This window comes from Desulfofarcimen acetoxidans DSM 771, assembly GCF_000024205.1.
In the GTDB taxonomy this organism is placed as follows: domain Bacteria; phylum Bacillota; class Desulfotomaculia; order Desulfotomaculales; family Desulfofarciminaceae; genus Desulfofarcimen; species Desulfofarcimen acetoxidans.
In genome coordinates, this window is the sequence record NC_013216.1 from 4,416,135 (window position 1) to 4,440,658 (window position 24,524).

A 24,524-nucleotide genomic window follows, 5' to 3' on the forward strand; every position below is an offset into this window, starting at 1 on the left:
CCATGGACTTCTACCTCATAGACCCCGGCGGGCCGCAGCTCCAACTACCGGTTAATCCGGGAGAAGTAACCATTCGGCGGGAAAAGCAATACGAAACGACTAATATAATCAACCTGGGAGAAGTAGATTTTCCCACGGGTGAAAAAGTGAAGGAGATTTCCTTCTCTTCTTTTTTTCCTGTCTATTATGATTCTTCATATTGCAGCTACCAGGATATCCCTGACCCCCAGGAAGCTATGAACCAGTTAACTTCCTGGGCTATGGGACGCAGTCCTGTCAGGCTTATTATTACCAATACCATTATTAACGTGCTGATACTTGTGGCTGCTCATATTAGCACTTTCAAAGGCGGAGAACCCGGGGACGTGTACTATGACCTAACCTGCCGTACCTGGCGGGAAATCAAAGTAAGGACAACAGCAGAAGCAGCTGCCCCCGCAGATATCGGAGGTGTGGCCGCAAATGAGTCAAGACCAGACCTGAAGCCGGTACCAATGAAAATAAAAGTCAAGCCAGGTGATTCGTTATGGGCAATTGCAAAACTTCAATATGGTGACGGTGGGCGTTGGCGAGAAATCTATGAGGCAAATAAAGATATCATCGGACCAGATCCAACCTTAATAGCTTCTGGTATACAACTGGTGGTGCCGGCATGATTAATCCCGGCCTTAATAAATACGAGTTCGTCCTGGACAATAAATATTTCCTTCGGGAATTGTTAGAGAATGTCACCATGGAGGACTCACTTGATGAGATTGCTTACCGAGCCACAGTGAAAATGATAATTACATCAGATTTTCCCGGCATTGCGCCGGGGCAGGAAGCCCGAGTTTCCGGGGTTCCATTTGGCGGCAGTAGCATGATCTATCTACTGCATCCTGGAGTTGTATGGGAGTGTAATAGCCAAACCAAGGGTCAAAAACACCTCCCTGTCACAATATATGATCGTATGATCTATATTGCAAAAAGCGAAGATGAGTACCTCTTCTCTGCGGGTCAAACGGCTAGCCAACGGCTGCGGCAATACGCTTCAGATTGGGGAATCCCACTGGGCCAGATAACAGATACAGGCATACCCTTAGCAAAAGCAATATACCGGGCGCAGCCTATTTGGTCAATGATTATGTCAGATTTAAAAGAGACAGTTACTAAAGGTGGCAAAATGTATCGGCCTCGAATGACACCTGAAGGCCTTGAACTGCTCGCATTAGGTAGCAATGAAACGGTCTGGGTACTGGAGAAAGAGCAAAATATTGAAGAAATTGGCCAACTCCGGACATTGGAAGGAGCGGTTACACAGGTTAAGGTTTTAGGTAATGCACCGGAGGACCAGCGGTCCCCGGTTCTTGCCTTAGTTAAAGGTGAGACGGATAAGTATGGCACCCTGCAAAAAGTGCTATCCGACAGCAAGCTCACCGATTCCGGTGCTGCCAAGTCTGCAGGTGAAGATTTATTATCGGGAGTACAAGAGACATTTACCGTTACAGGTATTGATATAAACGCCATCCGGGCCGGAGATAAGGTGCAATTCAACTCCATGGAACTGCTGGTCGCATCAATTAAGCATGAACTGGGAAGTCCCGGGCATATGACAGCAGTATTGGCATCGGAAGATTACATCAGGAGGCGGTACTATGCCCGATCCTTTTAAACAATTGGCATCTATTTTGGAAATGCGCATGGCTGGTCACGTTGCACGGTCCGTCTCCGGAGTGCTGTGCGAGCTTGGAACAATAACAGCTTCAGGGCTTAAGCTTGATAGCTTTAAACACGAAATCCAGGATTACCTTGTAGCCGACTGGCTGGTGAAGATACACTTCCCGGTTTTTTCTCTTGTTGGCACAGCAACAAGCCCGGTGAATGACCAGGGTATCGACCTTCCTGGTGCTAAAACTACATCCTTAACCCGCTATGACTTCCTTACCCGTGAGGTGGACGAAGTTCACCTGGAACTTAAAGCGGATATTAAACCCGGCGATCGCGTACTGGCAGTACCGGTAAACGGTGGCCAGGACGCAGTTGTTATTGCGAAGGTGATAGCTAATGCCTAATTTATTCCCAACAACCCAAGTTGAAACAACAACATCAGAATTATCTGAAACCCAATCCAGCCAGGTTAAATTTGGTAAAAGTTGGCGCTTTGATTTTGAAGCCGGTGAATTTGTTTTAACCCCTACCGGTAAAGTGACAGAAAACCAGGGCATTGAGGCTTGGTTGGAGTGGTGTAATAAAGCGCTGATGACTGTAAGATATCGTTTCTTGATATACAGTCGTAATCATGGCCAGGAGTTCGAAGAACTTATTTCCCGGCAGCTGTCGCAACCTGCTAATGAAAGCGAGATTACACGGATTGCCACCGAGTGCCTCAAGGTTGATCCCAGGACAAAATTAGTGGGCAATTTTAAGTTCAACTGGGTAGAAGATCGGTGTTATTTCACCTGTGAAGTAACCAATATCCTGGGCGAATCCGGTACTGTTAACGGAAACGTGGTGATTAACTGATGGCTACCCTACCCGATTTTTTAACAGATCAAACTGAGGAAGTTATTTTGCAACGCATGTTAAGCAATGTCCCAGCCGATTTGGATACAAGCGAAGGCAGTTATATTTGGGACTCATTAAGTCCCGTTGCTATTGAGCTTGCTCTTGCCTACATCCAGGCGCAAGAAATCCTAAAAAGAGGTTTTATTGCAACAACATACGGGGAATACCTGAAGCTTAAGGCTGCTGAAGATGGTATTGAGACTCGATCTGCCGTTAGTGCTACGGGCACAATAGAAAAAGGAAATCCACTTAAGATTGTAGGTACCCCTGGAGCTAATTTCTCAGTAGGCATTGCTGTGGCTACGCCGGCAGATCTTGCTACCGGTACGGTATCAATAGAGTTTACAACTATTGGTGAGGTAACCTTAGATGTAAACGGGATAGGTTATGCTGATATTAAAGCAGTGGTGCCTGGTAAATCCGGTAACGTTTCGGTTGGTGCCATTAGTATTTTAACAAAACCAATATCAGGCATTAAAAGTGTTACCAATGAAAAACCTACAACAGGTGGTTTAGATGAGGAAGATAAAGAGTTGCTGAGAGAGCGCATCTTAAAAGAATGCCAAAAAGACGAAGGAGACGGCAACTCAGCTGATTATGAAATATGGGCTAAAGAAGTGGCTGGCGTTGGCAATGTATTAGTTGAGCCACTCTGGCAGGGAGAGGGCACTGTTAGGGTTGTAATATTGGACCCTGATGGAAGAGATGCGCCCAAAGCTACCGTTGACGCAGTGCAAAATCACCTTGATCCCGGCAGTCTAGGACTGGGCGAAGGAAAAGCCCCTATCGGTGCACGCGTCACAGTTGTGACAGCTGAAGTAATAACCATAAACGCCACAATTCCAGGGTTAACAGTTGGAGCCGGGTATACACTCGATCAAGGAAAAACCAATGCAGAAATTTCCCTTAGTAACTATTTTAAAAAGATTAATCCAGGTGGAATCATCAGAACGAAGAAGGCCGAGGCGGAAATTACAAACGCTCTGGGAGTGCTTGACATGGGCGATCTATTACTTGACGGAAAAAGAGATAATATTGTTCTTGGAATTACCCAATTAGCCGCCCTGGGGAGTGTGATTTATGTATGATAGCTAAAGATAGGATGTTAACCTACCTACCTCCCTACTATGGGGAATCCCGTATTATGAACACCATCATAGAAGCTCAGGGCATAGAAATTGATAAATTTAACTATGCTCTTAATGAGACATTAAATCAATTTTTTACATTAACTGCTACCTGGGGATTAACTTTTTATGAGGAGAAGTATGGCTTACCTGTTAATGAAAGCCTTAATTTGCAGACAAGAAGACAATTGGTTTTAGCTAAAAAGCGTAGTGGAAGAACCAGTCTATTAACAATGTTACAGGCGGTTGAGCCAACGATTACACTTATTCGGGGTGGGCTGAGATTACCTTTTATAGTCTATTCGGAGGAAGATATTTATAATTTTGGTCCCTTGATTGTTCTTTTGGAACGTCACAGACCGGCGCACCTTGGCTATCTATTTCACCTCATCCCCGATATTGAAGAATCCGGATATTACGTTTATGCCAACCACAAGATTAGAGGCAAGGTTGACTTAGAACTTAAAGTTGGTACGGCTATGACTGGGCGCTGGCCCCGATGGAACACGCCCGGTCAACTGAAAGCGGGCCATGTGTTCACCCGGGCAGCTGCCCTTACTGGCCTTTACATTTTTCCCCATATCGGAGTGAGCGTTGGCAGTGTGGCCAGGGCGGCAGTTGTCCCCGTAGCTGGGCATCGTGTCGGCGTCTGCGTCTTCCCTCGGTCTGGCCCGAATACTACCGGTATAATACCGACAGTCAGCAGCCCTGGTGCCCTGGCGCGGGCCGCAGCAAAGGCCGGATGCGCGGCTCACACCGGCGCCTGCCTGTTCCCGCTGGCTGGGGTGAGTGTGGGCGGTGTGGCATCGCAGCCGACAACACTGGCCGGTAGCATCACAACCGGCCATGGCCACATGTATCCCTGCGGCACTATCCACGCAGGAGAGGAGGCAGCATAATGTTTATACATGCCCTTTATGCCGGTACAGTACCTTGGAACACCAGTACCGGCAGCTTGTTTTCGGCGACCATCAGGGCATCCCCTGTCTTGCTGGCCGGAGAAGCTGATCCACCCATGACGGGGACATTTCCTTTTGTTTCCATAGCTGGCAGCTTAGCGCGGAAAAACGTGGATTCCTCCGGCTCTGCTTCATCCGGTTATTGCCAAACAGTTCCGTGTGGCACTGTCCATGCGGGAGAGGAGGTAAAATAATGTTCACAAACTACACATTGCAAACGCTGGCTAATACCTTGGACAAACTTGCCGTCAGCGCCGACTACACCATCGGCGGAGTGACAAGGCCGGCGAAGATCAGGCGCTCCATTGTATCCGGCACAACGGTGAGAAAGCATATATATCTCACCCAGAATGACCCCACCGGCACCGTGACAAGGGCAAGGTTGTTGGGCAGCGATGGCCAGGTGGTGGCCCAGAGAACGGATCCCCAGCTGCACGAGGCCGGGAAAGGACTGCTACTGGAGTTTCGATTCACTATTACAGAGGAGGTGTAAGTTTTGTCAATAGCAGACTTGAGAAATCAATCATATGAGCCCCTGGAATGGGAGGATCGGGTAGTGGATTCCCAAACCGGTGAGGTGCTTGTCGAAGGCACGCCGGTGAATGAGGTCAACCTAAATAACATGGAAGCCGGCATCCTTCGTGCTCTCTATGATTTAGGTATTGCCAATGCCGAAAGTATGCAAGCTGTCCATGCTGTTGCCGGTGAACTGGATAGGTACAGAAATCAACGCCTGCTGCAGGGACAAGCTACCATAACCGGTACTGGTGAAAAGTATTTCACAAGTGAGTACCCATACGTGTTAGTGAGTATGCCAGTTAAATCATATGCACAGCTAAATTCGCCAAACTACGATGTTCAGCTGACTATTTTAAACGGTGACATGGGAGCTGCGGGATATTTAATCGCTTATGACAAGGCGCAAAATGGCTTTAAGGTAAAAATGACTGGCTCAGCTGGGTTCGTTACTTTTATGTGGACGTTAATTAATCCAACAATTATGTAGGAGGTTAAAAATATGATTGTATGTAATGTTAATTCTGGACCCAAGGCCGATTATTCTTTGTTAGGCACTGTTTTAACTTTAAGTGTGCCAGAGGTAGGTAGTGTATCGGTAGATTTGCAGGAACGTCAGGGAGAAAAAAAGCGCACAGTAGATTTTTGCCTGGACAAGGACTATCAGCGAGTAGCGGAAGGTGTCGGCAGTTGGTACGTGGCCACTGTGATGGTGCCAGCTTCAGAAAAAGAAATGCAAGACACGGATCAGGTCGATGAAGAGGGTAACCAGGTCCAGGAATTAGTAGTTCTACCATTAAACATGTCAAAAGTGGAACTGCATCTATGGGGCTTACCCGGCACCATTAGCGATAGGCTAGAACAGGAAGGTGGTATATAATGTCATTCGTATTTTCGATCAAGGACACATACAGGCAGGCTGTAGAGGCAATGACTGGCGGCAAAAATACGGTAATGTATGATGATAAAGGCAACCCCAGCATTATGGTTTGCATTCCAAAAGGTAAAATCAGTGACGTAATCAGCGGTGGCCCGAATGTGGTGCACCCAGCATTCCTGGTAGATGGCGCAGAGAAGTCAGAAATATGGGTAAGTAAGTATCTCAACATAATCCATGACGGTCGGGCGTACAGCATCCCTGGACAAAAGGCAGCGCACAGCATGAGTTTTGATTCTGCCAGAGCAGCTTGCTTTGCGAAAGGTCCAGGTTGGCATCTATTTACCAATGCGGAATGGTCATACATCGCTCATTGGTGCATAGCAAATAATTATCAGCCTCGCGGCAACGATAATTATGGCGCATCTTATGAAGCCCCATGGGAGCACGGAGTGAAAGAAAGCGATGATAAAACGTTGGTAGGTACGGGCCCGGTGACGTGGAACCACGACTCTTCGCATGGAGGAATAGCGGATTTGAGGGGAAATTTAATCGAGTGGGTTGACGGCCTAAAGCTTATTGATGGCCGCATCTATGTTCATAACAACAATAATTTTAATACCGGAAATGCAGAAGGGAACATAATTGGGTGGGTAGACGCAGGTAAATACATGGATATTATTGGTAATACAATAACATTAAATGACCAGTTAACCGCAGCTAGTGGAACAAAATACCATGCATTTAAGAGTATGGCTGTGGCAAATGGGGTAACCGTACCCGATCTTTTGCGATATCTAGCAATTTATCCCCCTGTGGATGTTTCTAAAATAAAAGATGACCGAATTTATGTGGATGTAACCGGAGAGCGGTTGCCGTTTCGTGGTGGCGCTCGGTCGCTTGGGGCCGGTGCTGGCCTACTGTGCTTGGACCTGAACAGCACCCGTACGACCGCGTACACGTTTCGTGGCTTCCGCTCCGCTTATGTTTTGTAATCTGAATTCTGATTTCTGGATATCTGACGTGTGCCCGATAGGGCACACGTAAACCCAACGGAGGTACCATGGAAGATTTAAAGATTTTGCAAAAGACTCACGATATGATTTTGTATGGTAATATTTGTTTAAAACAGTTCCCCAGATATGAAAAGCATGTCATGGCCGCTAATATCAGGGAAAGTATGTATAGGATGCTAAGCTTAATCATTCAAGCTAATAAAAAATACTACAAGAAAACGACATTACAGGATATAGACGTTGAGCTGGATATATTAAGAACTTTTATCCGGCTCGCAGTCGATAAGGAACTTAAATATCTATCAGTAAGTAAATATGAAAACTGGAGTAAGATGCTCAACGAGATTGGTCGCATGTTAGGCGGTTGGATAAAATCAGCAAAGAAATAATTTTTACGGGGATAGGCCGTTCGCGGTTGCCGAATCGTGGTGGCAATCGGTCGAATGGGGCCGATGCTGGCCTACTGTACTTGAACCTGAACAACACCCGAACGAACACGAACACGAATCGTGGCTTCCGCTCCGCTTCGCCCCCATAGTCAGAAGTTACTGCCTCAAGGGGTGGTATCCAGTACCGGGGGACAAAGGGGCCTATCTCCCTGCCGCGATCTATTTTGGACCGGCAAAAAACTATATTGCCGGGAAGACAGTTAGTAGCCATTGGGCGAAGAGTGTTACGCCCGGCCCCTCCTTAGGGGGTAGAAAAGGTGAAGCATTATAGTAATTTATACTCCAGTATTTGTAGTTTTGAGGGCTTATACCAATCCTACTTAAAGGCAAGAAAAAGAAAGAGATATAGAAATGAAGTTTTAAAGTATACCGCTAATCTTGGAGAAAACTTAATTCAAGCCGAAGAAGAGTTAATATCTAAATCTTACAGAGTTAGTCCGTATCGGAAATCCTTTGTGTACGAACCTAAGAAACGACTTGTTATGGCGTTGCCTTTTGGGGATCGGATAGTGCAATGGTCTGTATATAGGACACTAAACCCGCTGCTAAATAAACGCTATATAAGCCACTCTTATGCTTGTCGTACGGGCTATGGTTCTCATAGGGCTGTTAAGCAACTTCAATATTGGCTGAGATACCTGGAAAGACGCCATGGGAGAATTTATGTCCTCAAAGCAGACATGACAAAGTATTTTTACCGAGTGGATCATGACATTATAATGAATATTCTGGAGCGCATTATAGGGGATTATGATTTGATATGGCTTTTAGAAGAAATTGTCCGGTGTGAACATACCTGGTTTGGTCTCCCATTGGATGCGGAGGGCTTTGAATGTGAACTGACAGGTGAGGTCGGTATACCGATTGGGAATTTAACCAGTCAGATGATTGCTAATCTATATTTGAATGAGCTGGATCAGTATGCCAAGCATAACCTGCAAATTAAATACTATATGCGCTACATGGACGACGTCTTAATACTTCACAATGATAAAAAGTATCTTTGGCATATCAAGGAAGAGATTGAGGAGTTTCTAGATCGCAACCTAAGGCTTAAGTTAAATAATAAAACCTGCGTCAGAACCAATACCCAAGGAATTGACTGGATTGGGTACCGAGTTTGGCCTACTCACGTTAAGCTAAGAAAATCTACAGCCCAAAGAATGAAGGCACGTTTAAAGTACCTGCAGGGGCTTTATGCTGTAGGTGAAGCTGATTTTAAGGAAGTTAACGCCACTGTGCAAAGTTATTTGGGTATTCTGAAGCACTGTGATAGTTATAATTTACGAGAAAAGTTATTTGGTGATCTGACTTGGGCGCGTGATAGCACGCAGCAGTCACAATTACAAGGAGAGATTTTGTTATGAATAATAAACTAAAAAACTTATTGGATTTGTTGGAGTTAATAAACCAGCAGGAAAGGATAATTATAAAGCAAAACGAAGTTATAGCAAAACTTATTAACGATACTATGGAACAAGAGAATATGATTAATGAATTGATGCGAGATGCTGTGAGTTAGTATTTGTAAAGTGATGGATTTGAGACGCTGCACCGGGAAAGACCGTTTAAAACATATTTAAACGGTCTTTAAACCATTTTTTAAAAAATTTTTCGCAGTCTATCCGCAAATTTTTCGCAGTCTATCCGCAACGCCACAACGTCAATACATAACTTATTTGATTTATGAATGTCACCATAATGAAGATAACAGATACCTTCGTCCATATGTAATTCATTTCTTGACGCTGAAAGTCCCCCTTCAAATTTAAATACATCTCCCAACCGCACTTCTTGCCACTCATCTGTGAAGCTGGAAAGGCGTTTTTTGCCTGTAAGCAGGTTCTGCATCAGCCACTTTTTCTGGTTCTTTTTCTCTAAGATAAGCTTTTCTTTTAATTCGATAGCCTTATCCCAAGTAGTGAAAATTTTAACTATTTTTTGTTGTTCTTCAATGTTTGAAGGTATGCAGACCAAAATTTTATTAAATTCATCCTGTCCAAGTGTTTTATTTCTCCCTGCTCCACCAGGTGAGGCTAATTCAAGAAGATTTTTACCAAACGGAGTTAAAAAAAACTTGAGTAAATAATTTAGTTCTATATTTCCTTTTGACTTCCACATCGGAAATCTGTGCGAAGCAATCATTCCTTTTTCTCGGGCGGTAGTAATGGCAACGGCTTGCTCCCATGCAAAAACAATATTAATAATTAAGCAGTCCGCCTCAATCCAAAAAACGGATTTGTTCCCCAAATCGCTTCCTTTAATGGGTTCTTTATAAAATAGTCCTTTGCCATGAGAACGAATACCAATTTCTTGATACTCACAATTAGCAATAACCTTAACAGGCATTCTAACTCTTTCAAGCAAATTACCTAATTTTGCAATTACCCAATCGTTCGGGTATTTTTCACATCTTTCTCTTATTATGGAAAACCTACTATTCCTTTTCACAACTCTCACCTGCAATCAATGTTTCCTGCCCCTCTTCTTAGACCAAACTTTGACAATAATTGTAAATTTTTTAAAACCAAACGGTGAGCCAAGCACCCCGGCTAAAATCATTCTTTATCGCTTGCTTCTTTTATTTTTTATTGCTTACTGGATGAATCGCCGGGTGGCAAGAATAAATAGGTGATTCCTCTTTTAAACATATACCCAACAAATCATCATGGAAAATTTTTAAATTGCTCATAGTCCCAACTCCTTAAGATATTCGGCCATCTGTGCTTCCACTTCGGCAAGCTCCTTTTGGATATTGGCTATATTGTTTTTTACCTCTTCTATATTCACCAGGTCTTCTTCCTCAAAAGTATCAACATACCGAGGGATATTAAGATTATATTCGTTGGCTTTTATCTCATCCAAGGTTGCCACATGAGCTAGTTTTATAATATCCGAACGAGTCTCATAAGCTTTTACAATATCCTCTATGTGTTTTGTTTCCAACCTGTTCTGATTTTTATCCTTCCTGTAGCGAAGATGGCCCTTTTCATCTTTGCCGGACGCGTCAATAAAAAGCACATCATTACGGTTGCGGTTTTTCTTAAAAACCAGGATACAGGCCGGAATACCGGTACCGTAAAACAGGTTGGCAGGAAGACCAATAACTGCGTCCAATAGATTTCTCTCAATTACAGCCTGCCTTATCCTTCCTTCGGACGCACCTCTAAACAAAACACCATGGGGAGCAACGGCGGCAATCCTGCCACCGCTTTTAAGACTGGCTATCATATGCAGCAAAAATGCCCAATCACCTTTGCTGGCAGGGGGAACTCCCCAGTCAAAGCGGTGAAATTTATCAAGGGATGCTTCCATTTTAAATTGTTTGCCTTTGCCGGTCATTTCGCCACCGGTATTAAATCCCGCCGCCCATTTATCCTGAGAAAAAGGCATATTGGCTACGATAACATCAAACTGCATAAGATTTCCATCGGGATCCAAATGCATGGGGTTAGCCAGTGAGTCACCCCAGGCAATCCTGGCATCCATTATTTCATGAAGAAACATATTCATTTTGGCCATAGACCAGGAAGACCCGTTCATTTCCTGCCCATAGAGGGCCAGGGTCTTTATATTGCCATTTTCCTTTTCAATGGCTTTTTTTCCGGTTCTGATGAGCAGAGATCCGGAACCGCACGTCGGATCGTACATGGTATCGCTTATTTTGGGATTGACGATGCGTGCTATCAGCTCGGATACCTCAGACGGGGTAAAAAAAGATCCGGCTTTTTTACCTGCCTGTCTGGCAAACTCTCCGATCATATATTCATATGCATCGCCTATGGTATCAGCCGCCACCTTGCCTTCCTCGGGCTCAATAGCGGAAGGACGCAAATCAAGAGGTTCAAAATCCTCAAGCAATTCCCTTAACCTGGTGTTTTTTTGATTATGATTGCCCAGCATGGCTTCGCTGTTAAAATCAATATTTCTAAATACCCCGGTAAACAGTGAGGGATTATCGTCTTCTATCCCACGTAAAGCAATATTGATGAGTTCCCCCAGGTTGTCGTTATACCTGTTTTGATAAAGCCAGGAAAACCTGTGTTTTTCCTTAATGGCAAAGGGAAGTCTGTTTATCGCTCTTTCTGCCCTCACCGGGTCATTATATTTTTGCTCTAGCTTTTCTACTTTTTCCAGATAAGAATCACTCAGATACTTTACAAAAAGCATAGGCAAAATATAGTCTTTATAATTGGCCGCATCTATAGCTCCTCTGAAAGTATTAGCACCTCTCCAAATAGCTGCCTCGATGTCTTTCCTCGTAGTTGCCATTATACTTCCTCCTTAGTACCGACCGCAATACTGTTTATTATTGCGACCATAAGCCTTTGATCTTCTTCAATCATATTTGCAAGCAGTTTTCTTCGTTTTTTATACAGCAGCCACATCCGACCAATTGCCTTTTGCTTATCGTATTCTATGGAGGAAATATCTAAATCCGCCAATGACTTTGCAGAAACTGATCTAATGGCTGCAACAGAGCCGACAATATTGCTGTTCAGCCAATTCAAACCATGGCTCTCCAGCAGGCAGGCTATATAGGCAGGGCAATAGTCATTACGCACACGTATAACAAAGAGATTGCTTGAAAAGACCGTGTTTATCATATCCTCCATTATAAGCGTTGCAATATCCGGATTCAGGCGTTTCAGTAAAATATCATTCTTTCTCACGAAATAGTTTTCATCAACAGAAACATATCTTCTTATTTCCGAGACACTATATATATCATTAAATATTCCTAAATGGTTCGGCTGAATAAAGTTATATCTTAACGCACCCACGGCTTTTGCTTTTTCCGGCAGCCTGGTATCAGGCATACCATTTAATATATTGGCTATCTCCTTAAGTTTTACCTTTCTTGTTGTCGTCACTTTTTCACTCCCTTCAGCGAAATATAGGAGAACACACTAAGCCGGTTTAAATAAACGGAAACCAAAGCCACTGCTATTTTAAGAGTGGCTTTGGCATTTAGACAAATTAACTTTTTAAAAAATAGATTACTAAAATAAATATCTTTTTGTTCTGTTGTTGTTTTCCGCAGCAGCTGCGAGGGCGGCGCGGCAGACTAACTACCTGGCCGGATGTGAACAATTCCAATCCGGCCAGCTATCGCTTTTACCCCGATTATTGCGCCAGTGCAACGGCTGGAGGTTATCTAAGTCATCTGTTCCGCCCCTGGCTACCGGCTTCTCGTGGTCAATTTCCCAGCCGAAAATAGAATTGACATTGTCGTAATCGGCAAACCGCATCAATGCACCACACCTGTCTTTCCTGAACTCGCTCTGGTTGCATTCGGGGACAACGGCGGCCTTGTTCCACACGGCTAAGATCGTCCGCGGATTAAATGGCTCATTCACTAACGTCCGATTTGGTTGATGTCCCATAGTTTCTCCTTTCCGAGACAAAACGCCTTCACCAGTAAGCCAGAAATACCATTGCCTTTACCGGTATTTTACGATATTATGTGATTACCTAAAAAACATGAGCTGATTTTCAGCGCCAAGTCCAAGAATGGCCTGTTCCTGGACTTGTTTTTTGTCCCTGTTTCTGTTGCTTCAGCCATCTCTAGAAAAGGGCTAAAACCAATAATTATATTGTAACAAAACATTTTCCTCTGTCAACATTTTTTTATTTGTTACTGCTTAACATGAATAATTAAGGCATTATCGCTGATTGAAACGATAATGCCTTAATTTAAATCTTTAAAAATTATCAATAAACATCCTTGTAATTATCGGATCAAATTGGCTTCCGGTACCTTTTTTAAGTTCTCCGAGCGCCTCCTCTTTACTCATGGCTTGACGGTAGGGCTGGTCATGAGTCATTACGTCAAAGGCAACTACTATCGCCATTATACGTGATATTAGAGGGATTTGTTGTCCCTGGATACCTAAAGGATAACCCTGCCCGTCCCAACGCTCATGAAGCGCCAAAATAGCTTCTCCCACTGCTATTTCTCCTATGCATTGAGCAACACGAAAGCCAGTTTCACTATGACCGCGAACTATTTTGTACTCGCCGGGCAGCAAGGCACCCGGTTTCCCTAATATCTCCTGAGGTATAGCAACCTTACCTACATCATGTAAATCGGCAAGCAGCATTAAATTTTGCATTTCGCTTGACTCCGCATTAAATCCTAATATTTGCGCAAAACCGGCTGCTGAAGCTTTGAGTCTTTCTATATGTTCATCATCTTCGTAACACCTGGTGCGAAGAATCTCATTCATTGCTAAAATAATTTTGCGTCTCGTTTCCTTATTCTCTAAAAGCTTGTTCCTGTACATTCTTTTTTCCGCCACACCAAACAAATGCACGACACTGCTGCCGGGCTGTTCTTGTGCGGCTATTCCCAAGGCAACGCTAAGCTCAAGAGGCAGTCCCTCTTCCCGTTTACAAGCCATCTTAATATGCTCGCAAACTTTAGCGCACCCTTCCATATCCGTTTCGGGCAATAATATTAAAAACTCGTCACCACCCCAGCGGGCTACAATATCCTTTTCCCGGCAACAATACAGCAAGACCTGTGCCATTTTCAGCAACAGCTGATCTCCCTGAGCATGCCCAAACACATCGTTTGTTAATTTCATTCCATTCATATCAGCAAATATAATACCGAGAGGAAAATTATCGCGTGGCTGAGAATTTTCCAGCCACGCATCAATATAGGCACGGTTAAAAAGGCCTGTCAATTTATCATGATAATTTAAATATTCCACCTGCTCCTGAGCCTTGTATTTTTCGGTAATATCGGTGAGAATAAGCATTACAAGAGGCTGATTCGTTCTTTTATTATCGTTTGAATAAATAAGTTTAGGTTGAAGAGTCAGGTATAGGCTATTTATTTTAATCATTTCAGGCAACTGATTAAGGGATTCCGAATGCAGGACAGGATCAGCGGTTTCCCATATATTCCTAAAATTTTTTGCAAAAATTTCATTTTGATTGGAATCCTCACTCTTTAAGAGACTTAGAATATTACAATTGCCTATCTTTTTTCCAAAAATACGAATACACTCAGCGCTATATTCTCTATCAACTGTCAAATCCTTTCCAAAGGTTAGAAATCCCTGACCGGCGTTATCCAGCAGGCTTTTTATTTCATTTTCACGCTTTATTAGATTCTCTCCCTGAATATCGCTGATCTTAAAAATTTTCCTGGTTAAGTTAAGTAATTTTTCATAATGGGATACCATTGTTTTATAATCTAAAAGGAGTTTATTATCAATATTATTGAATATGTCTGATTCTATATCCGCTCTGGCTTTTTCTAAAATTTCAAACTCCTTTTCAAATAGCTTGCGATCAAAATCAGGATTTATCATTACAATACAATTCCTCTCCATAGTATCGAGCACCTGGCTTAAATCTGAAAGCCAATCACGGTAATATCATCTCGCTGCAGTTCTTCTTGCCTATAATCAGCTAAAGCCTGTATAAAAATTTGTTTCTGCCCGGTTAATGAAAGGTGTGCATATTCATTAATCAGAGCAGCAAAACGTTTTTTCCCAAAGGGATAGTCTTTAGGCCCTCCATTTTGATCGATATAACCGTCAGTGGTCATATAAAATTTATCGCCTTTTTCCACAGCTACACAAACCTTCTTAAAATTGAAATCGTCTTTTGATTTTTGATAACCGATACTCTGTTTATCACCCTGCACAATCTCTAAGCCGCCCGCCCTCATTATATAGAGGGCAATCCTGGCACCTGCAAAGGTCAAAAGTTTACCGTCTTTAATGTGGCATATCCCGATATCCGCGCCATCATCTGTAACATGATTGGCCTTTTTATGTAAGGTCGATTTCACCCGAGCATTTAATTCTTTAAAAATTACTGCCGGATCATCGAAACATATTTCATCTACAATATGATTCAAAATTGAAGAAACCGCCATGGTCATCAACGCTCCCGGCACACCATGGCCCGTACAGTCGACAATCGCCAGTACATAATCATTACCTTTCTTTTTAAACCAATAAAAATCTCCCCCTACCAAATCACGCGGCTGCCATAATACAAAATAACTGCTAAAAGCTTCTGCCATTTCTTGATCATCAGGAATAATCGTTTCCTGTATTCGTTTCGCGTAGTCAATACTATCCATAATTTTTGCATTCTTTTCCTGCAATTCTCCGGTTCTTTCCTGGACCTGCCGTTCCAGTTCATGACTTAATATTACGGCTCTTTTCAGGGGATTGGCAATTTTGTCAACTATCAGATAAAAAATAAAGACAACCAATATAAGACAAAATACACTGGCAAGCAGCGTATTAATTTCAATAGACTTTAAAAAGCCGGTGCTTTCAATTCTCGGAATCTGCAAAATCAACCGCCAATCGGTTGACTGCATGGTCCGGTATACCAGATCTGTTAACTCCCCCCTGGCATCTTTATATTCCAGAACACCAAAAGCGATAGACTGATTAGATGTTTGCAGAACTTTATTACTGACAGCTTCAGGAATGACATCACTGATATTCTTGCCCCGATCCTCCAAATCCTCCGCCAGGTGGATTTGTCCCTCTCTATCAATAAGCCAGAGCCTGCTTTTTTCACCAAACTTATAGCCCGCAAATTCCCTGGCAATATCTTTTAAGTTAAAACCGACTCCGGTTACTGCTATGGGTCGGTTGCAATCACCCATGAGAGCATTAACAAAAACAAAGGTGTCATCACGTTCTTTATTGTAGTCAATACTTATTGAAACAGGTGTTTTTGAGGCAATAGTCTCAAAAAACCAGGAATCATCGGCATCATATTTAGACATAGTATCAATTAATTTACCCTTCTCAGTCCAATAATGACCTGTTATCGTACTGACAATAAACGAATTGTCATAGTTATGGTTCCTGGTTATATTGGCAATTTGCCGCAGGGCTAATTGCCCCAATCTATCATCTTTTTCCTTTCCCTCTACCCACTCAATAAGTAACGGGTCTTCAGCCAATATGAGCGATAATTCCTCCGCCATGGCGATTCGGGCATCAATTTTCGCGTCAATAGACTTAATAATGAAGAGCAGATCTTTTGATTTTAATTTATTCAGTACGGCTCTCTCAGTAATGAAGTAACTTAGCCCTCCCATAATAAATACTGCTAAGGCGATACACAGACAAGCCATGACTATCACTTTCATCGTACCCAAGTTATATATACTGCCATAACTTGCCGCAGCTTTATGCCATTTATTTAATTTAGCAAACATATCTCACCATCATCTATACTTCTTCTTGCAGTGGAATAATATTAAACGTAAAATTCACATCTTCTTTAAACTCTTCCGCACACTCTAATTCACTTTCATTTTCTTCATCATAATACCAATTCAATCTTACTTCCAAACCCTTCTGAAATTCCTCTTCAAACTTTTCCAACAGCATCATTATACATTTTGAGCTGCTGGTATTTATGTAAGAAAGCTTAATCTCCACAAAAACCGGCGAATTACACTGAACAAAATATTGGTTAATCCATTCCAATACGGGCTCATAAAATTTAAAAGCGTTTTCCGGGTAAGACTGTCCTCTCAAAATCAAAGTATTTTGTTCCGGATCGAACACTACCTCAGGGGTTCCTCTGGTTTTTTCAATATATAATTTATGCAGCAAAGCAACAACCCCCTAAACTTGTACTTTTATAGAAAAAAACGAGAGATTATCATCGAGCTTCAATATTGAGTATTCAATCCGTTGGCTTGTTTTTCTGGCAATATCAATTAAGCCTACCCCCGCTCCTTTACTGCCGGGAGGGAGATCCTTCTTAATTTCTTCTTTATATAATTTTTTTAATTCATTTTTATCCAAGTCAATTAGCTTATCAATTCTGGAAGAAAGGATACCCGCATCTTTGTGCTGAATTAAATTACCCGAACATACATAATATCTGTTATCAGTCTTACCAATAGTGATAATTCCTGAATTGGCAATTTGTTCATAATATGGGCTACACTCCTGTTCGGCCACATAGTTCTTAATATTATGTGTTTGTTCCACAAAAACAGCAAAAACATTATATATGCTATTCCTCGGCTTGTCCTCTACCTCCATATATTTCCTAATGGCATCACCTAATTCTTCGATAATGCCCTGGGAAAATCGGCCTGAAAAACTAATCAGAACCCTATAGGCTCTGAGATTATTTTGGAGATCAAGCAGCATATTTTTCAACATTTTTCACTCCCAGGCTCATATATTTTAATTCATTCCAGTAAATGAAATATATTTTTTATGAATTATTCTTTATAGGTTTCGATATAACCACTAATTTTTCCTGCATTTTTTGTGTTCTTCGCCAATATTCAATTTATCCTCACCACATACAAATTATTGAAATATTTTTTTTAAGAGGAAAAAGAAGCTGTCAGCATGAAATAATTTGGGCCAGACCCTTATTTACAGGAGTCTGACCCAAATTCCATATTGCCGCAGCCCGACATGAACTATTTAAGAATTGCATACCAGGGCTTAACCGGCTGCCCAATGAGGTCCAGGTATATGTGCTTAATTTTTGTATATTCATCAAGAACCATCGTGGAGAGGTCTTTACCCCAGCCTGATTCCTTACATCCACCCCATGGCGTTTCACAGAAAATAATAAGGTGTTCATTTACCCAAACAGTGCCGGCATGAATTTGTGAAGCAAGTTGAAGACCCATTCTTAAATCCCTGGTCCAAATTGATGCGCAAAGACCGAATCTTGTATCATTTGCCAGAGCAATTGCCTCGTCATTTGTCTTGAACTTGCAAAGAGCCGTTACCGGACCAAAAATCTCATCGCGCATAATCTCCATATCATTGCTGCAGTTGCCAAAAACGGTAGGGGCTACAAAAAAGCCATCCTTCGTGTCAGGTGTATTGGGCCGCTCGCCACCGAGCAGCAGCACCGCCCCGGCCTCTTTCGCTCTCGCAACATATTCCTCGATCCTGTCTCGATGAGCGGCATAGGCAACCGGCCCCAGTACGGTCGCCATGTCCATGGGGTCACCATATTTGAGAGACATTGAGGCTTTTACATACTTCTCTTCAAACTGCCCGTAAAGAGATTCATGGATAAAAAACCGGCTGGCAGCCGCACATACCTGGCCTGTGTTAAAATACGCGCCAAAGATCGCACCCTCAACGGCGGCATCAACATCGGCATCCGATAAGACTATAAACGCATTCTTGCCGCCCAGCTCCAGTCCAACCTGTTTAACCGAATTGCTGGCCAGGCTCATTATACGTTTACCCGTAGCAGTATCGCCGGTAAAACCGATCTTAGCCACATCCGGGTGCTGCACCAGGGCTTCACCGACTATATCCCCGGGGCCTGTCACAACATTGATGACTCCGGCAGGAGCGCCCGCCTCCAGAGCCAGTTCAGCTAATCTTATGGTGGTTAACGGAGTGATCGAGGGTGGTTTAATGACCACAGTATTGCCAGTGATCAATGCCGCACCCAATTTCCAGACAACCATCAGCGCAGGAAAATTCCATGGCGTAATCAAACCGACAACACCCAGCGGCTCCCGTACAGCCATGGAGGCACACCAGGGACCAACAGGTAAAGTCTCCCCTTTCATGGCCCTGCCCACACCGGCAAAGTACTCAAGCTGCTCGGCACACAACGGGATATCAAAATTCATTGTTTTTCTGATCGGAGAACCATGTTCCATAGTCTCCAGCTTAGCAAGCTCTTCCAAATTGGCCATAATTAATTGAGATAATTTAAGCAGGATCTTGGAGCGTTCGCCTACGGTCTTAGCTGCCCATCCGGGCGCTGCCTTTACCGCCGCGGCAACCGCACTGTTTACCTCACTGATTCCGCACTTGGGCACCTTCGCTATCACCAACCCGTTAGCCGGATTGACTATGTCCATGGTTTCTCCGGTAGAAGCGTTTACTTTTTCACCGTCAATAACGGTTTTATATTCTTCAATTTGAGTAAACATGCAATCATCTTCCTCTCTTTTATCAACAATTTACATACATTGCCTCAAAAGATCATCAATAGCCTTTTTGGTTAAATTCCTGGGATTAGCTACACTGCAGAAATCTTTCAGAGCAAACTCAGTCACCTGATCTATATTGTCTTCTTTTAAGCCCAAGTCACTGAAGGTTTCTGTAACTTCCAGGTCGTTGATTAAACTTTCCATCTCGTCAACAGCAGCTTCAGCCGCCTGCATAACAGTCATCCCGGCGGTATCCACTCCTAATGCTTTAGCTATGTTAGCAAATTTTTCAGGACAGGCTACCAGGTTATATCTTTGTGAGGGTACCAAAGCAATAGAGTTGCACATGCCGTGAGGAGAATCCAACAACCCACCCAGGGAATGGGCTATTGAATGCACGACCCCGGCCCCGCCGCTGTTGATAGCATGTCCGCCGCCATATTGAGCCCAGGCCATAGCTTCTCTGGCCTCTGCATTATTGCCGTTGCCAAAAGCTTCTCTTAAGTGCTTTCCAATTAATTCGATTGAATGCAGGGCGATCCCATAGGAAGTAAGAATGTTCAATCTTGAGGTGTAGGCCTCCACTGCGTGAGTCAGGGCGTCTATACCTGTAAAGGCGGTTAATTTCGGCGGCAGTGTTCTTATTAGAGCAGGATCAACTATAGATCTTGACGCATAAGCACTGTATTCAAATATGAGCATTTTAAATTTCTTTTCTGTATTCGTAATAACAGTTGCGTAAGTTGCTTCAGAACCGGTTCCACAAGTTGTGGTAATAGCCACATGGGGTATATTTACCTCTATGTCAAAATCACATACACCGTTAAAATCTCTTATTGAGCGCCCGTTATGTGTTTCTACAATTCTCACTGCTTTTGCACAATCGTGCGAACTGCCTCCGCCAACAGAAACTAACCCGTCGCAATTGGCTTCTTTATATACTTTATGGGCCTCATGAACTTCATAATCCTTCGGATTGGATGTGACTTTATCAAAAACTGTCACTTCAACGCCAGCATATTGTAAAACACCTTTAATCTCATCCACAATACCGGTACCCTTTAAGCCTGTGGTTACCAACAAGGCATGCTTAATACCAACTTTTTTGGCCTCAACCCCTGCCATCTGATAAGCACCCCAGCCAATAATGCCCCTTGGAGTCGCATGGAAAGTTTTCAACGGAAATTCAGAACCTACGATATTAATAGCCATTTTAATTCCCCCTGTTTTAAATTTTTTAAACTTGCCGGTTACATATAAACCGACTTTCAGCCAACATTTTTTTGACAACCTTCAAAGCTCTGAAAATAAGGGCTTCAGGGACATTCGAAATCTACACTACAAACAGCATTTTCAGAGTAAAATCTTTATTTTCAGCTTATAGCATTTAAAACTCTTTTGTTTTAAACACCCGCCCAATACACCTGTTTGATAAGCCAAATGCTCAAGTACATAAAAATATAAGAAAGCAGCAAATGATATATTAGGTTTTTTAACAGAATAGTCAACTATTGAAGAGATTACTAAACTAATGGCAGCCAAATGCCATACAGGTGAATAAACAACTCCGGCTGCGAGCATTAACAGCAAATAATAACGCATTAAGTGAAACAAGATGAAGTAATATACAGACAATGTACTTCTCAAGAACGATTTCAATAACGACATATATCCAAATTCGGATCTGTACTCAGATATTTTCTTTGCTTTAGCAAATACGCCTAAAGGAAGCAGTGGAGCATTCACCGCCAGCAGCAGCGGCTTTGTCATACATATTGCCAGTAAGAAACTCAAAAAAGACAATCCTTCATAAACCGGAACAGGAAACACCTTTTCTTTGTCACTGTGTTTTTTATATAGATCAGCTTCGGAAGTACCGTATTCCATGCGTCTTTTCAGCATTTTTGCCAATATATTTCTGTGTTTATGGGCTATAACACCCTGCGGAACATATAATAGAAAGTACCCCAGTTTTCTCATTCTCCAGCAAAAATCAACATCTTCACCTACATGCATGGACTCTTTAAAGCCGCCGGTTTGATTAAAAGCGTCTTTTTTTACAAATAAATTGCAGGAAGGAACATAAAAGTTTGTTTTTGCATCCCTTTCAAATAAAACGCGTTTCCCCATATTGAGCGAAGAACACGCGGCCTCATATTTATCGAGACAGGAACTATTATAATAACTGTTTACAAAACCGCCTACAGCTCCGACACCCTCAAATGCAAAATAAGGAAGCAATTCTTTAATCCAACCGGGACTTACAGTACAATCACTGTCCAAAAAGGCTATTATTTCTCCTTTAGCTTCTTTAACCCCAATATTCCTGCAGGCGGAAGCGCCTTTTGATTTAGGCAGGCTAATCAGTTTTACATTATAAGAAGCAATAATATCTCCGGTACTGTCCGTAGAACCATCATCAACAACAATTATTTCCATTTTTTCTTTTGGGTAATTAAGGACCTTTAAGGAATCCAAGCAATCACGAATTTCCCCCGGCCTGTTTTTAACCGGGATAACCACAGTTACAGTGGGTAAAATTTCGTCATAACCGGAAGCACTTATAGAATTCTTGAAAGAACCGTTTTGGCCATGCGGCAAGTGGCCGTTACATTGCTTTAGAGCATCGCAATGTTCTAAGCGCCCAGGGTTATTACTTAAATATTCATTACATCTTTTATATTGAATGGAGAGGTAGCCCTTAGCAACAAGAGTTAACAGAATACTAGTTACAGATTTCCTTTCAGATACCGGCTTATCCTTAATAAGTTCAAAAAGGTCTTGTCCCTCACTGATTTTTTTTATAAGCCCATACAAAGCCGGGCTTATACGCAGAACCCGTACCGGTGTTTCAGATATCAAAGAAAACGCGTTATCATTTGTTCTTAATAACACTCCTTTAGCTAAGCTAAAGTTTAAAGAGTTTAACAAAGAAATCATTCCTATATCTCCGGTTATTGTATTTGCTGAATACATTCCGGGTCACTGCAATTTAAACTGTTTCTCAGGAAAAAGGCAACCGCCGGACAACCCCCATGACAAGTATTAAATCTCGGACAGGTTTGACAGGATTCAATCCTTAAATCTCTTAAAGTTTTGAATATAGCGGCATTTTTCCATATTTCCCCTAAAGATTGTTTTATAATATTGCCGGCATAAAAATATTCCTCCTGGAGAAACGCGCAGGGATAAACATTTCCGTCCGGAGTGACACTGCAGGTCATTTTTGCAGCCCCGCACATATTCAGTCCTAAATTTTTTCTTTCCCCGGCTGTGATGGAGAAAAATGAATCACCGGTCAAAACGTCTTTATTATTTCCTAAAAATTCTGACAGTTCTATGATCTGTTCCCTGGTTAAGTAATAATCCTCCCAGACATCTTTCGCCCGGCCGGAAGGTCTGAATCTGGACAGTCTGGTTTTAGCCTTGTAATATTTGCCCATTTTATAGATATCAAGCATCTCTTTAAAATTAAGCCTGGTAACCACAGTATTGATACTCAAGTTTTTAAAATTATACTTATTCAATAAATCTATCCCGTGAACGGCTTTTTTAAAGACACCTTCTCCGCGGATTCTGTCATTTGTTTCCGGACAGGCTCCGTCAACGCTAACTTGAATATAAGTCAAATCCATTTGAGCTAATCTGGAGGCCAAATAATCGTCAATTAAGGTACCGTTTGTACTTACACAGGTGACAATACCCTTCTTGTGGCAATAATCAAGTATGTCCATGATGTCTTCCCGCCAAAAGGGTTCTCCACCACCCAGGTTTACTTGAAAAACTTTTATATTATCCAAATCATCAATGAATTGCTTACACTGAGTTAAATTCATATCATTATCACAGTCAGTCAGTATGTTGGCTGACAAACAATGGCAGCAGGATAAATTACAGCGGCGGGTTATCTCCCAAGTTACATTAACAGGTGCGGAAAGATTCTTTTTATACAGGTAATCTTCTTTCAAGAAGAAACCCCCTCTTTACCAGTGTTTTCAATACAGTTTCTGTATTTTGTTTTGCAGAATTCTCACCGGGGAACTCAAACACACCGTTTTTGTTTATAATAAACTCCTGCTCAAGCAATCCTTTAGCTTTCACGAAATTCAACTTGGTGGTTTTTGTATTGTAAAAAAGCAGGCCAAAGGATTCTTTTCTTGCGTTATAGCCGGGGGCCAAGCAATAACAAACTTTATCCATGCATAATCACCTGATTTTCCTAAATGTTTCGTATAAATAAATCTTTCTTTACCAAAAAGTCTAATATGCTTTCAGCCGCTTCTGCCGGATTCTTGCTTTTAACAACAGAAACTTTTTTTTCAGCCATTCCTCCGGAAATCATCTGAGAAACTCTTTCGTGAGCAGGCAATGAATTATCCGGGGTAAAAATTACGCGTTGATCAGGTCGCAGCGGCTTAATCTCGAAACCGGAGCCGGATTCTTGATTACAGGCCGGCAGCATACGAAAAGCTTCCGGTGGGATATCCGCGGTATTTATACTGCTTTGATGCGCACTTATCCAGGAAGCAAGGGAACATTCCCGTGGTTCGTTAATTGAAACATCAACTGTTGCTATAGAAGGAGCATTACATTCCAAAGACTGCCTTTTGCCTTTTTCCAGCCTGCGCTGTGCCGTTATCTTTCGCGCTTCATCTACCCGCAGGTTTGTTACAGCTGTGATGAGAGGCAAAGCCAGATATTCGGCGATCCAAGCCGGAACCTGATCTATTTCAAAAGAACTTCCGGTATCACCGCAAAGTACCAGGTCATATTTATTTGCCTTAATATATTGCGCCAACACATGGGCGGTTATCGACGGCGGGACTTCCTCCGCCTGATTACTGCTCCTGATTCTATATACCCGGTCAACACCCATGCCAAGGCACTCACGCAGTGTATCTTCAACAGAAATGTCACCTACGCTAAATACCGTTACCCGCCCTTTCATTGCCTCCCGGATACGCAAAGCTTCTTCAACAGCTCGCAAAGCAGCAGGATCAGTAATGTAAACCAATCGTTTTTTGTCCACTTGTCCGGTTAAGGCATTGACCTCTACTGACGCAAGATCAGGAACCCGTTTTACATAGACCGCTATGTTCATTTG

Annotated in this window: 28 protein-coding genes; 14 read left to right on the top strand and 14 right to left on the bottom strand. The window is 42.6% G+C overall.

Going from position 1 to position 24,524, the window contains the following annotated elements; genetic code table 11:
• Positions 1–2: 2 nt before the first annotated feature.
• From DTOX_RS20485 to DTOX_RS23330, 14 genes are all read left to right on the top strand, one after another.
• Positions 3–656 (top strand): LysM peptidoglycan-binding domain-containing protein, encoded by a 654-nt coding sequence (locus DTOX_RS20485; RefSeq protein ID WP_015759583.1) that lies wholly within the window; start codon positions 3–5, stop codon positions 654–656.
• Positions 653–1,651, top strand: coding sequence for an XkdQ/YqbQ family protein (locus DTOX_RS20490; RefSeq protein WP_015759584.1), 999 nt, complete (start codon positions 653–655; stop codon positions 1,649–1,651). Before DTOX_RS20485 ends, DTOX_RS20490 begins: the two co-directional genes overlap by 4 nt.
• Positions 1,635–2,051, top strand: coding sequence for a hypothetical protein (locus DTOX_RS20495; RefSeq protein WP_015759585.1), 417 nt, complete (start codon positions 1,635–1,637; stop codon positions 2,049–2,051). Before DTOX_RS20490 ends, DTOX_RS20495 begins: the two co-directional genes overlap by 17 nt.
• Positions 2,044–2,502 (top strand): DUF2634 domain-containing protein, encoded by a 459-nt coding sequence (locus DTOX_RS20500; protein ID WP_015759586.1) that lies wholly within the window; start codon positions 2,044–2,046, stop codon positions 2,500–2,502. Before DTOX_RS20495 ends, DTOX_RS20500 begins: the two co-directional genes overlap by 8 nt.
• Positions 2,502–3,632: a baseplate J/gp47 family protein gene (locus DTOX_RS20505; RefSeq protein WP_015759587.1), complete on the top strand. Its 1,131-nt coding sequence runs from the start codon at positions 2,502–2,504 to the stop codon at positions 3,630–3,632. Before DTOX_RS20500 ends, DTOX_RS20505 begins: the two co-directional genes overlap by 1 nt.
• Positions 3,629–4,570: a putative phage tail protein gene (locus tag DTOX_RS20510; protein ID WP_015759588.1), complete on the top strand. Its 942-nt coding sequence runs from the start codon at positions 3,629–3,631 to the stop codon at positions 4,568–4,570. The genes DTOX_RS20505 and DTOX_RS20510 overlap by 4 nt, the downstream gene beginning before the upstream one ends.
• Positions 4,570–4,824 carry a hypothetical protein gene (locus DTOX_RS20515; RefSeq protein WP_015759589.1) on the top strand — a complete coding sequence of 85 codons (255 nt, stop codon included), beginning with the start codon at positions 4,570–4,572 and terminating at the stop codon, positions 4,822–4,824. Before DTOX_RS20510 ends, DTOX_RS20515 begins: the two co-directional genes overlap by 1 nt.
• Positions 4,824–5,123, top strand: a complete 300-nt coding sequence (locus DTOX_RS20520; protein WP_015759590.1) for a hypothetical protein — start codon at positions 4,824–4,826, stop codon at positions 5,121–5,123. The genes DTOX_RS20515 and DTOX_RS20520 overlap by 1 nt, the downstream gene beginning before the upstream one ends.
• Before the next feature lie 3 nt (positions 5,124–5,126).
• Positions 5,127–5,636 carry a hypothetical protein gene (locus DTOX_RS20525; RefSeq protein WP_015759591.1) on the top strand — a complete coding sequence of 170 codons (510 nt, stop codon included), beginning with the start codon at positions 5,127–5,129 and terminating at the stop codon, positions 5,634–5,636.
• Between the two features lie 12 nt (positions 5,637–5,648).
• A complete protein-coding gene (locus DTOX_RS20530) occupies positions 5,649–6,026 on the top strand; it encodes a hypothetical protein (RefSeq protein ID WP_015759592.1) in 378 nt (125 codons plus the stop codon).
• The gene (locus DTOX_RS20535) at positions 6,026–7,018 is read left to right on the top strand and encodes a formylglycine-generating enzyme family protein (RefSeq protein WP_015759593.1); all 993 of its coding nucleotides are present in this window, start codon (positions 6,026–6,028) and stop codon (positions 7,016–7,018) included. The genes DTOX_RS20530 and DTOX_RS20535 overlap by 1 nt, the downstream gene beginning before the upstream one ends.
• 68 nt (positions 7,019–7,086) lie before the next feature.
• Positions 7,087–7,428, top strand: coding sequence for a diversity-generating retroelement protein Avd (avd, locus tag DTOX_RS20540; RefSeq protein WP_015759594.1), 342 nt, complete (start codon positions 7,087–7,089; stop codon positions 7,426–7,428).
• Between the two features lie 317 nt (positions 7,429–7,745).
• A complete protein-coding gene (locus DTOX_RS20545; RefSeq protein ID WP_015759595.1) occupies positions 7,746–8,855 on the top strand; it encodes an RNA-directed DNA polymerase in 1,110 nt (369 codons plus the stop codon).
• Positions 8,852–9,010, top strand: a complete 159-nt coding sequence (locus DTOX_RS23330; RefSeq protein WP_015759596.1) for a hypothetical protein — start codon at positions 8,852–8,854, stop codon at positions 9,008–9,010. The genes DTOX_RS20545 and DTOX_RS23330 overlap by 4 nt, the downstream gene beginning before the upstream one ends.
• A gap of 80 nt (positions 9,011–9,090) precedes the next feature.
• On the opposite strand, the gene DTOX_RS20550 is transcribed toward DTOX_RS23330, so the two are convergent.
• The 14 genes from DTOX_RS20550 to DTOX_RS20615 all read right to left on the bottom strand — a co-directional run bounded on the left by DTOX_RS20550 (position 9,091) and on the right by DTOX_RS20615 (position 24,521).
• Positions 9,091–9,939 (bottom strand): restriction endonuclease subunit S, encoded by an 849-nt coding sequence (locus tag DTOX_RS20550; protein WP_174260369.1) that lies wholly within the window; start codon positions 9,937–9,939, stop codon positions 9,091–9,093.
• Between the two features lie 237 nt (positions 9,940–10,176).
• The gene (locus tag DTOX_RS20555) at positions 10,177–11,760 is read right to left on the bottom strand and encodes a type I restriction-modification system subunit M (protein ID WP_015759599.1); all 1,584 of its coding nucleotides are present in this window, start codon (positions 11,758–11,760) and stop codon (positions 10,177–10,179) included.
• A complete protein-coding gene (locus DTOX_RS20560) occupies positions 11,760–12,362 on the bottom strand; it encodes a restriction endonuclease subunit S domain-containing protein (protein WP_015759600.1) in 603 nt (200 codons plus the stop codon). Before DTOX_RS20560 ends, DTOX_RS20555 begins: the two co-directional genes overlap by 1 nt.
• A 198-nt stretch (positions 12,363–12,560) precedes the next feature.
• Positions 12,561–12,812, bottom strand: a complete 252-nt coding sequence (locus DTOX_RS20565; RefSeq protein WP_157863031.1) for an HNH endonuclease signature motif containing protein — start codon at positions 12,810–12,812, stop codon at positions 12,561–12,563.
• Positions 12,813–13,193: 381 nt separating this feature from the next.
• The gene (locus DTOX_RS20570) at positions 13,194–14,834 is read right to left on the bottom strand and encodes a bifunctional diguanylate cyclase/phosphohydrolase (protein WP_242652490.1); all 1,641 of its coding nucleotides are present in this window, start codon (positions 14,832–14,834) and stop codon (positions 13,194–13,196) included.
• Between the two features lie 17 nt (positions 14,835–14,851).
• On the bottom strand, positions 14,852–16,696 hold the full coding sequence (locus DTOX_RS20575) for a SpoIIE family protein phosphatase (RefSeq protein WP_015759603.1): 1,845 nt from the start codon (positions 16,694–16,696) through the stop codon (positions 14,852–14,854).
• A 13-nt stretch (positions 16,697–16,709) separates the two neighbouring features.
• Complete coding sequence (locus DTOX_RS20580) at positions 16,710–17,099, bottom strand: DUF1987 domain-containing protein (RefSeq protein WP_015759604.1); 390 nt, start codon at positions 17,097–17,099, stop codon at positions 16,710–16,712.
• Positions 17,100–17,111: 12 nt separating this feature from the next.
• Positions 17,112–17,660: a SiaB family protein kinase gene (locus tag DTOX_RS20585; RefSeq protein ID WP_015759605.1), complete on the bottom strand. Its 549-nt coding sequence runs from the start codon at positions 17,658–17,660 to the stop codon at positions 17,112–17,114.
• 269 nt (positions 17,661–17,929) lie between these two features.
• Positions 17,930–19,420: an aldehyde dehydrogenase family protein gene (locus DTOX_RS20590; protein WP_015759606.1), complete on the bottom strand. Its 1,491-nt coding sequence runs from the start codon at positions 19,418–19,420 to the stop codon at positions 17,930–17,932.
• Between the two features lie 30 nt (positions 19,421–19,450).
• A complete protein-coding gene (locus DTOX_RS20595; RefSeq protein WP_015759607.1) occupies positions 19,451–20,632 on the bottom strand; it encodes an iron-containing alcohol dehydrogenase family protein in 1,182 nt (393 codons plus the stop codon).
• 141 nt (positions 20,633–20,773) lie between these two features.
• Positions 20,774–22,360 (bottom strand): mycofactocin biosynthesis glycosyltransferase MftF, encoded by a 1,587-nt coding sequence (gene mftF, locus DTOX_RS20600; RefSeq protein WP_015759608.1) that lies wholly within the window; start codon positions 22,358–22,360, stop codon positions 20,774–20,776.
• A 14-nt stretch (positions 22,361–22,374) separates the two neighbouring features.
• Entirely contained in the window at positions 22,375–23,388 is a 1,014-nt protein-coding gene (gene mftC / locus DTOX_RS20605) for a mycofactocin radical SAM maturase (protein ID WP_015759609.1), read from the bottom strand.
• Complete coding sequence (gene mftB / locus DTOX_RS20610) at positions 23,366–23,620, bottom strand: mycofactocin biosynthesis chaperone MftB (protein WP_015759610.1); 255 nt, start codon at positions 23,618–23,620, stop codon at positions 23,366–23,368. Before mftB ends, mftC begins: the two co-directional genes overlap by 23 nt.
• A gap of 19 nt (positions 23,621–23,639) precedes the next feature.
• Positions 23,640–24,521, bottom strand: a complete 882-nt coding sequence (locus tag DTOX_RS20615; protein WP_015759611.1) for an adenine nucleotide alpha hydrolase family protein — start codon at positions 24,519–24,521, stop codon at positions 23,640–23,642.
• Between the last annotated feature and the right edge of the window lie 3 nt (positions 24,522–24,524).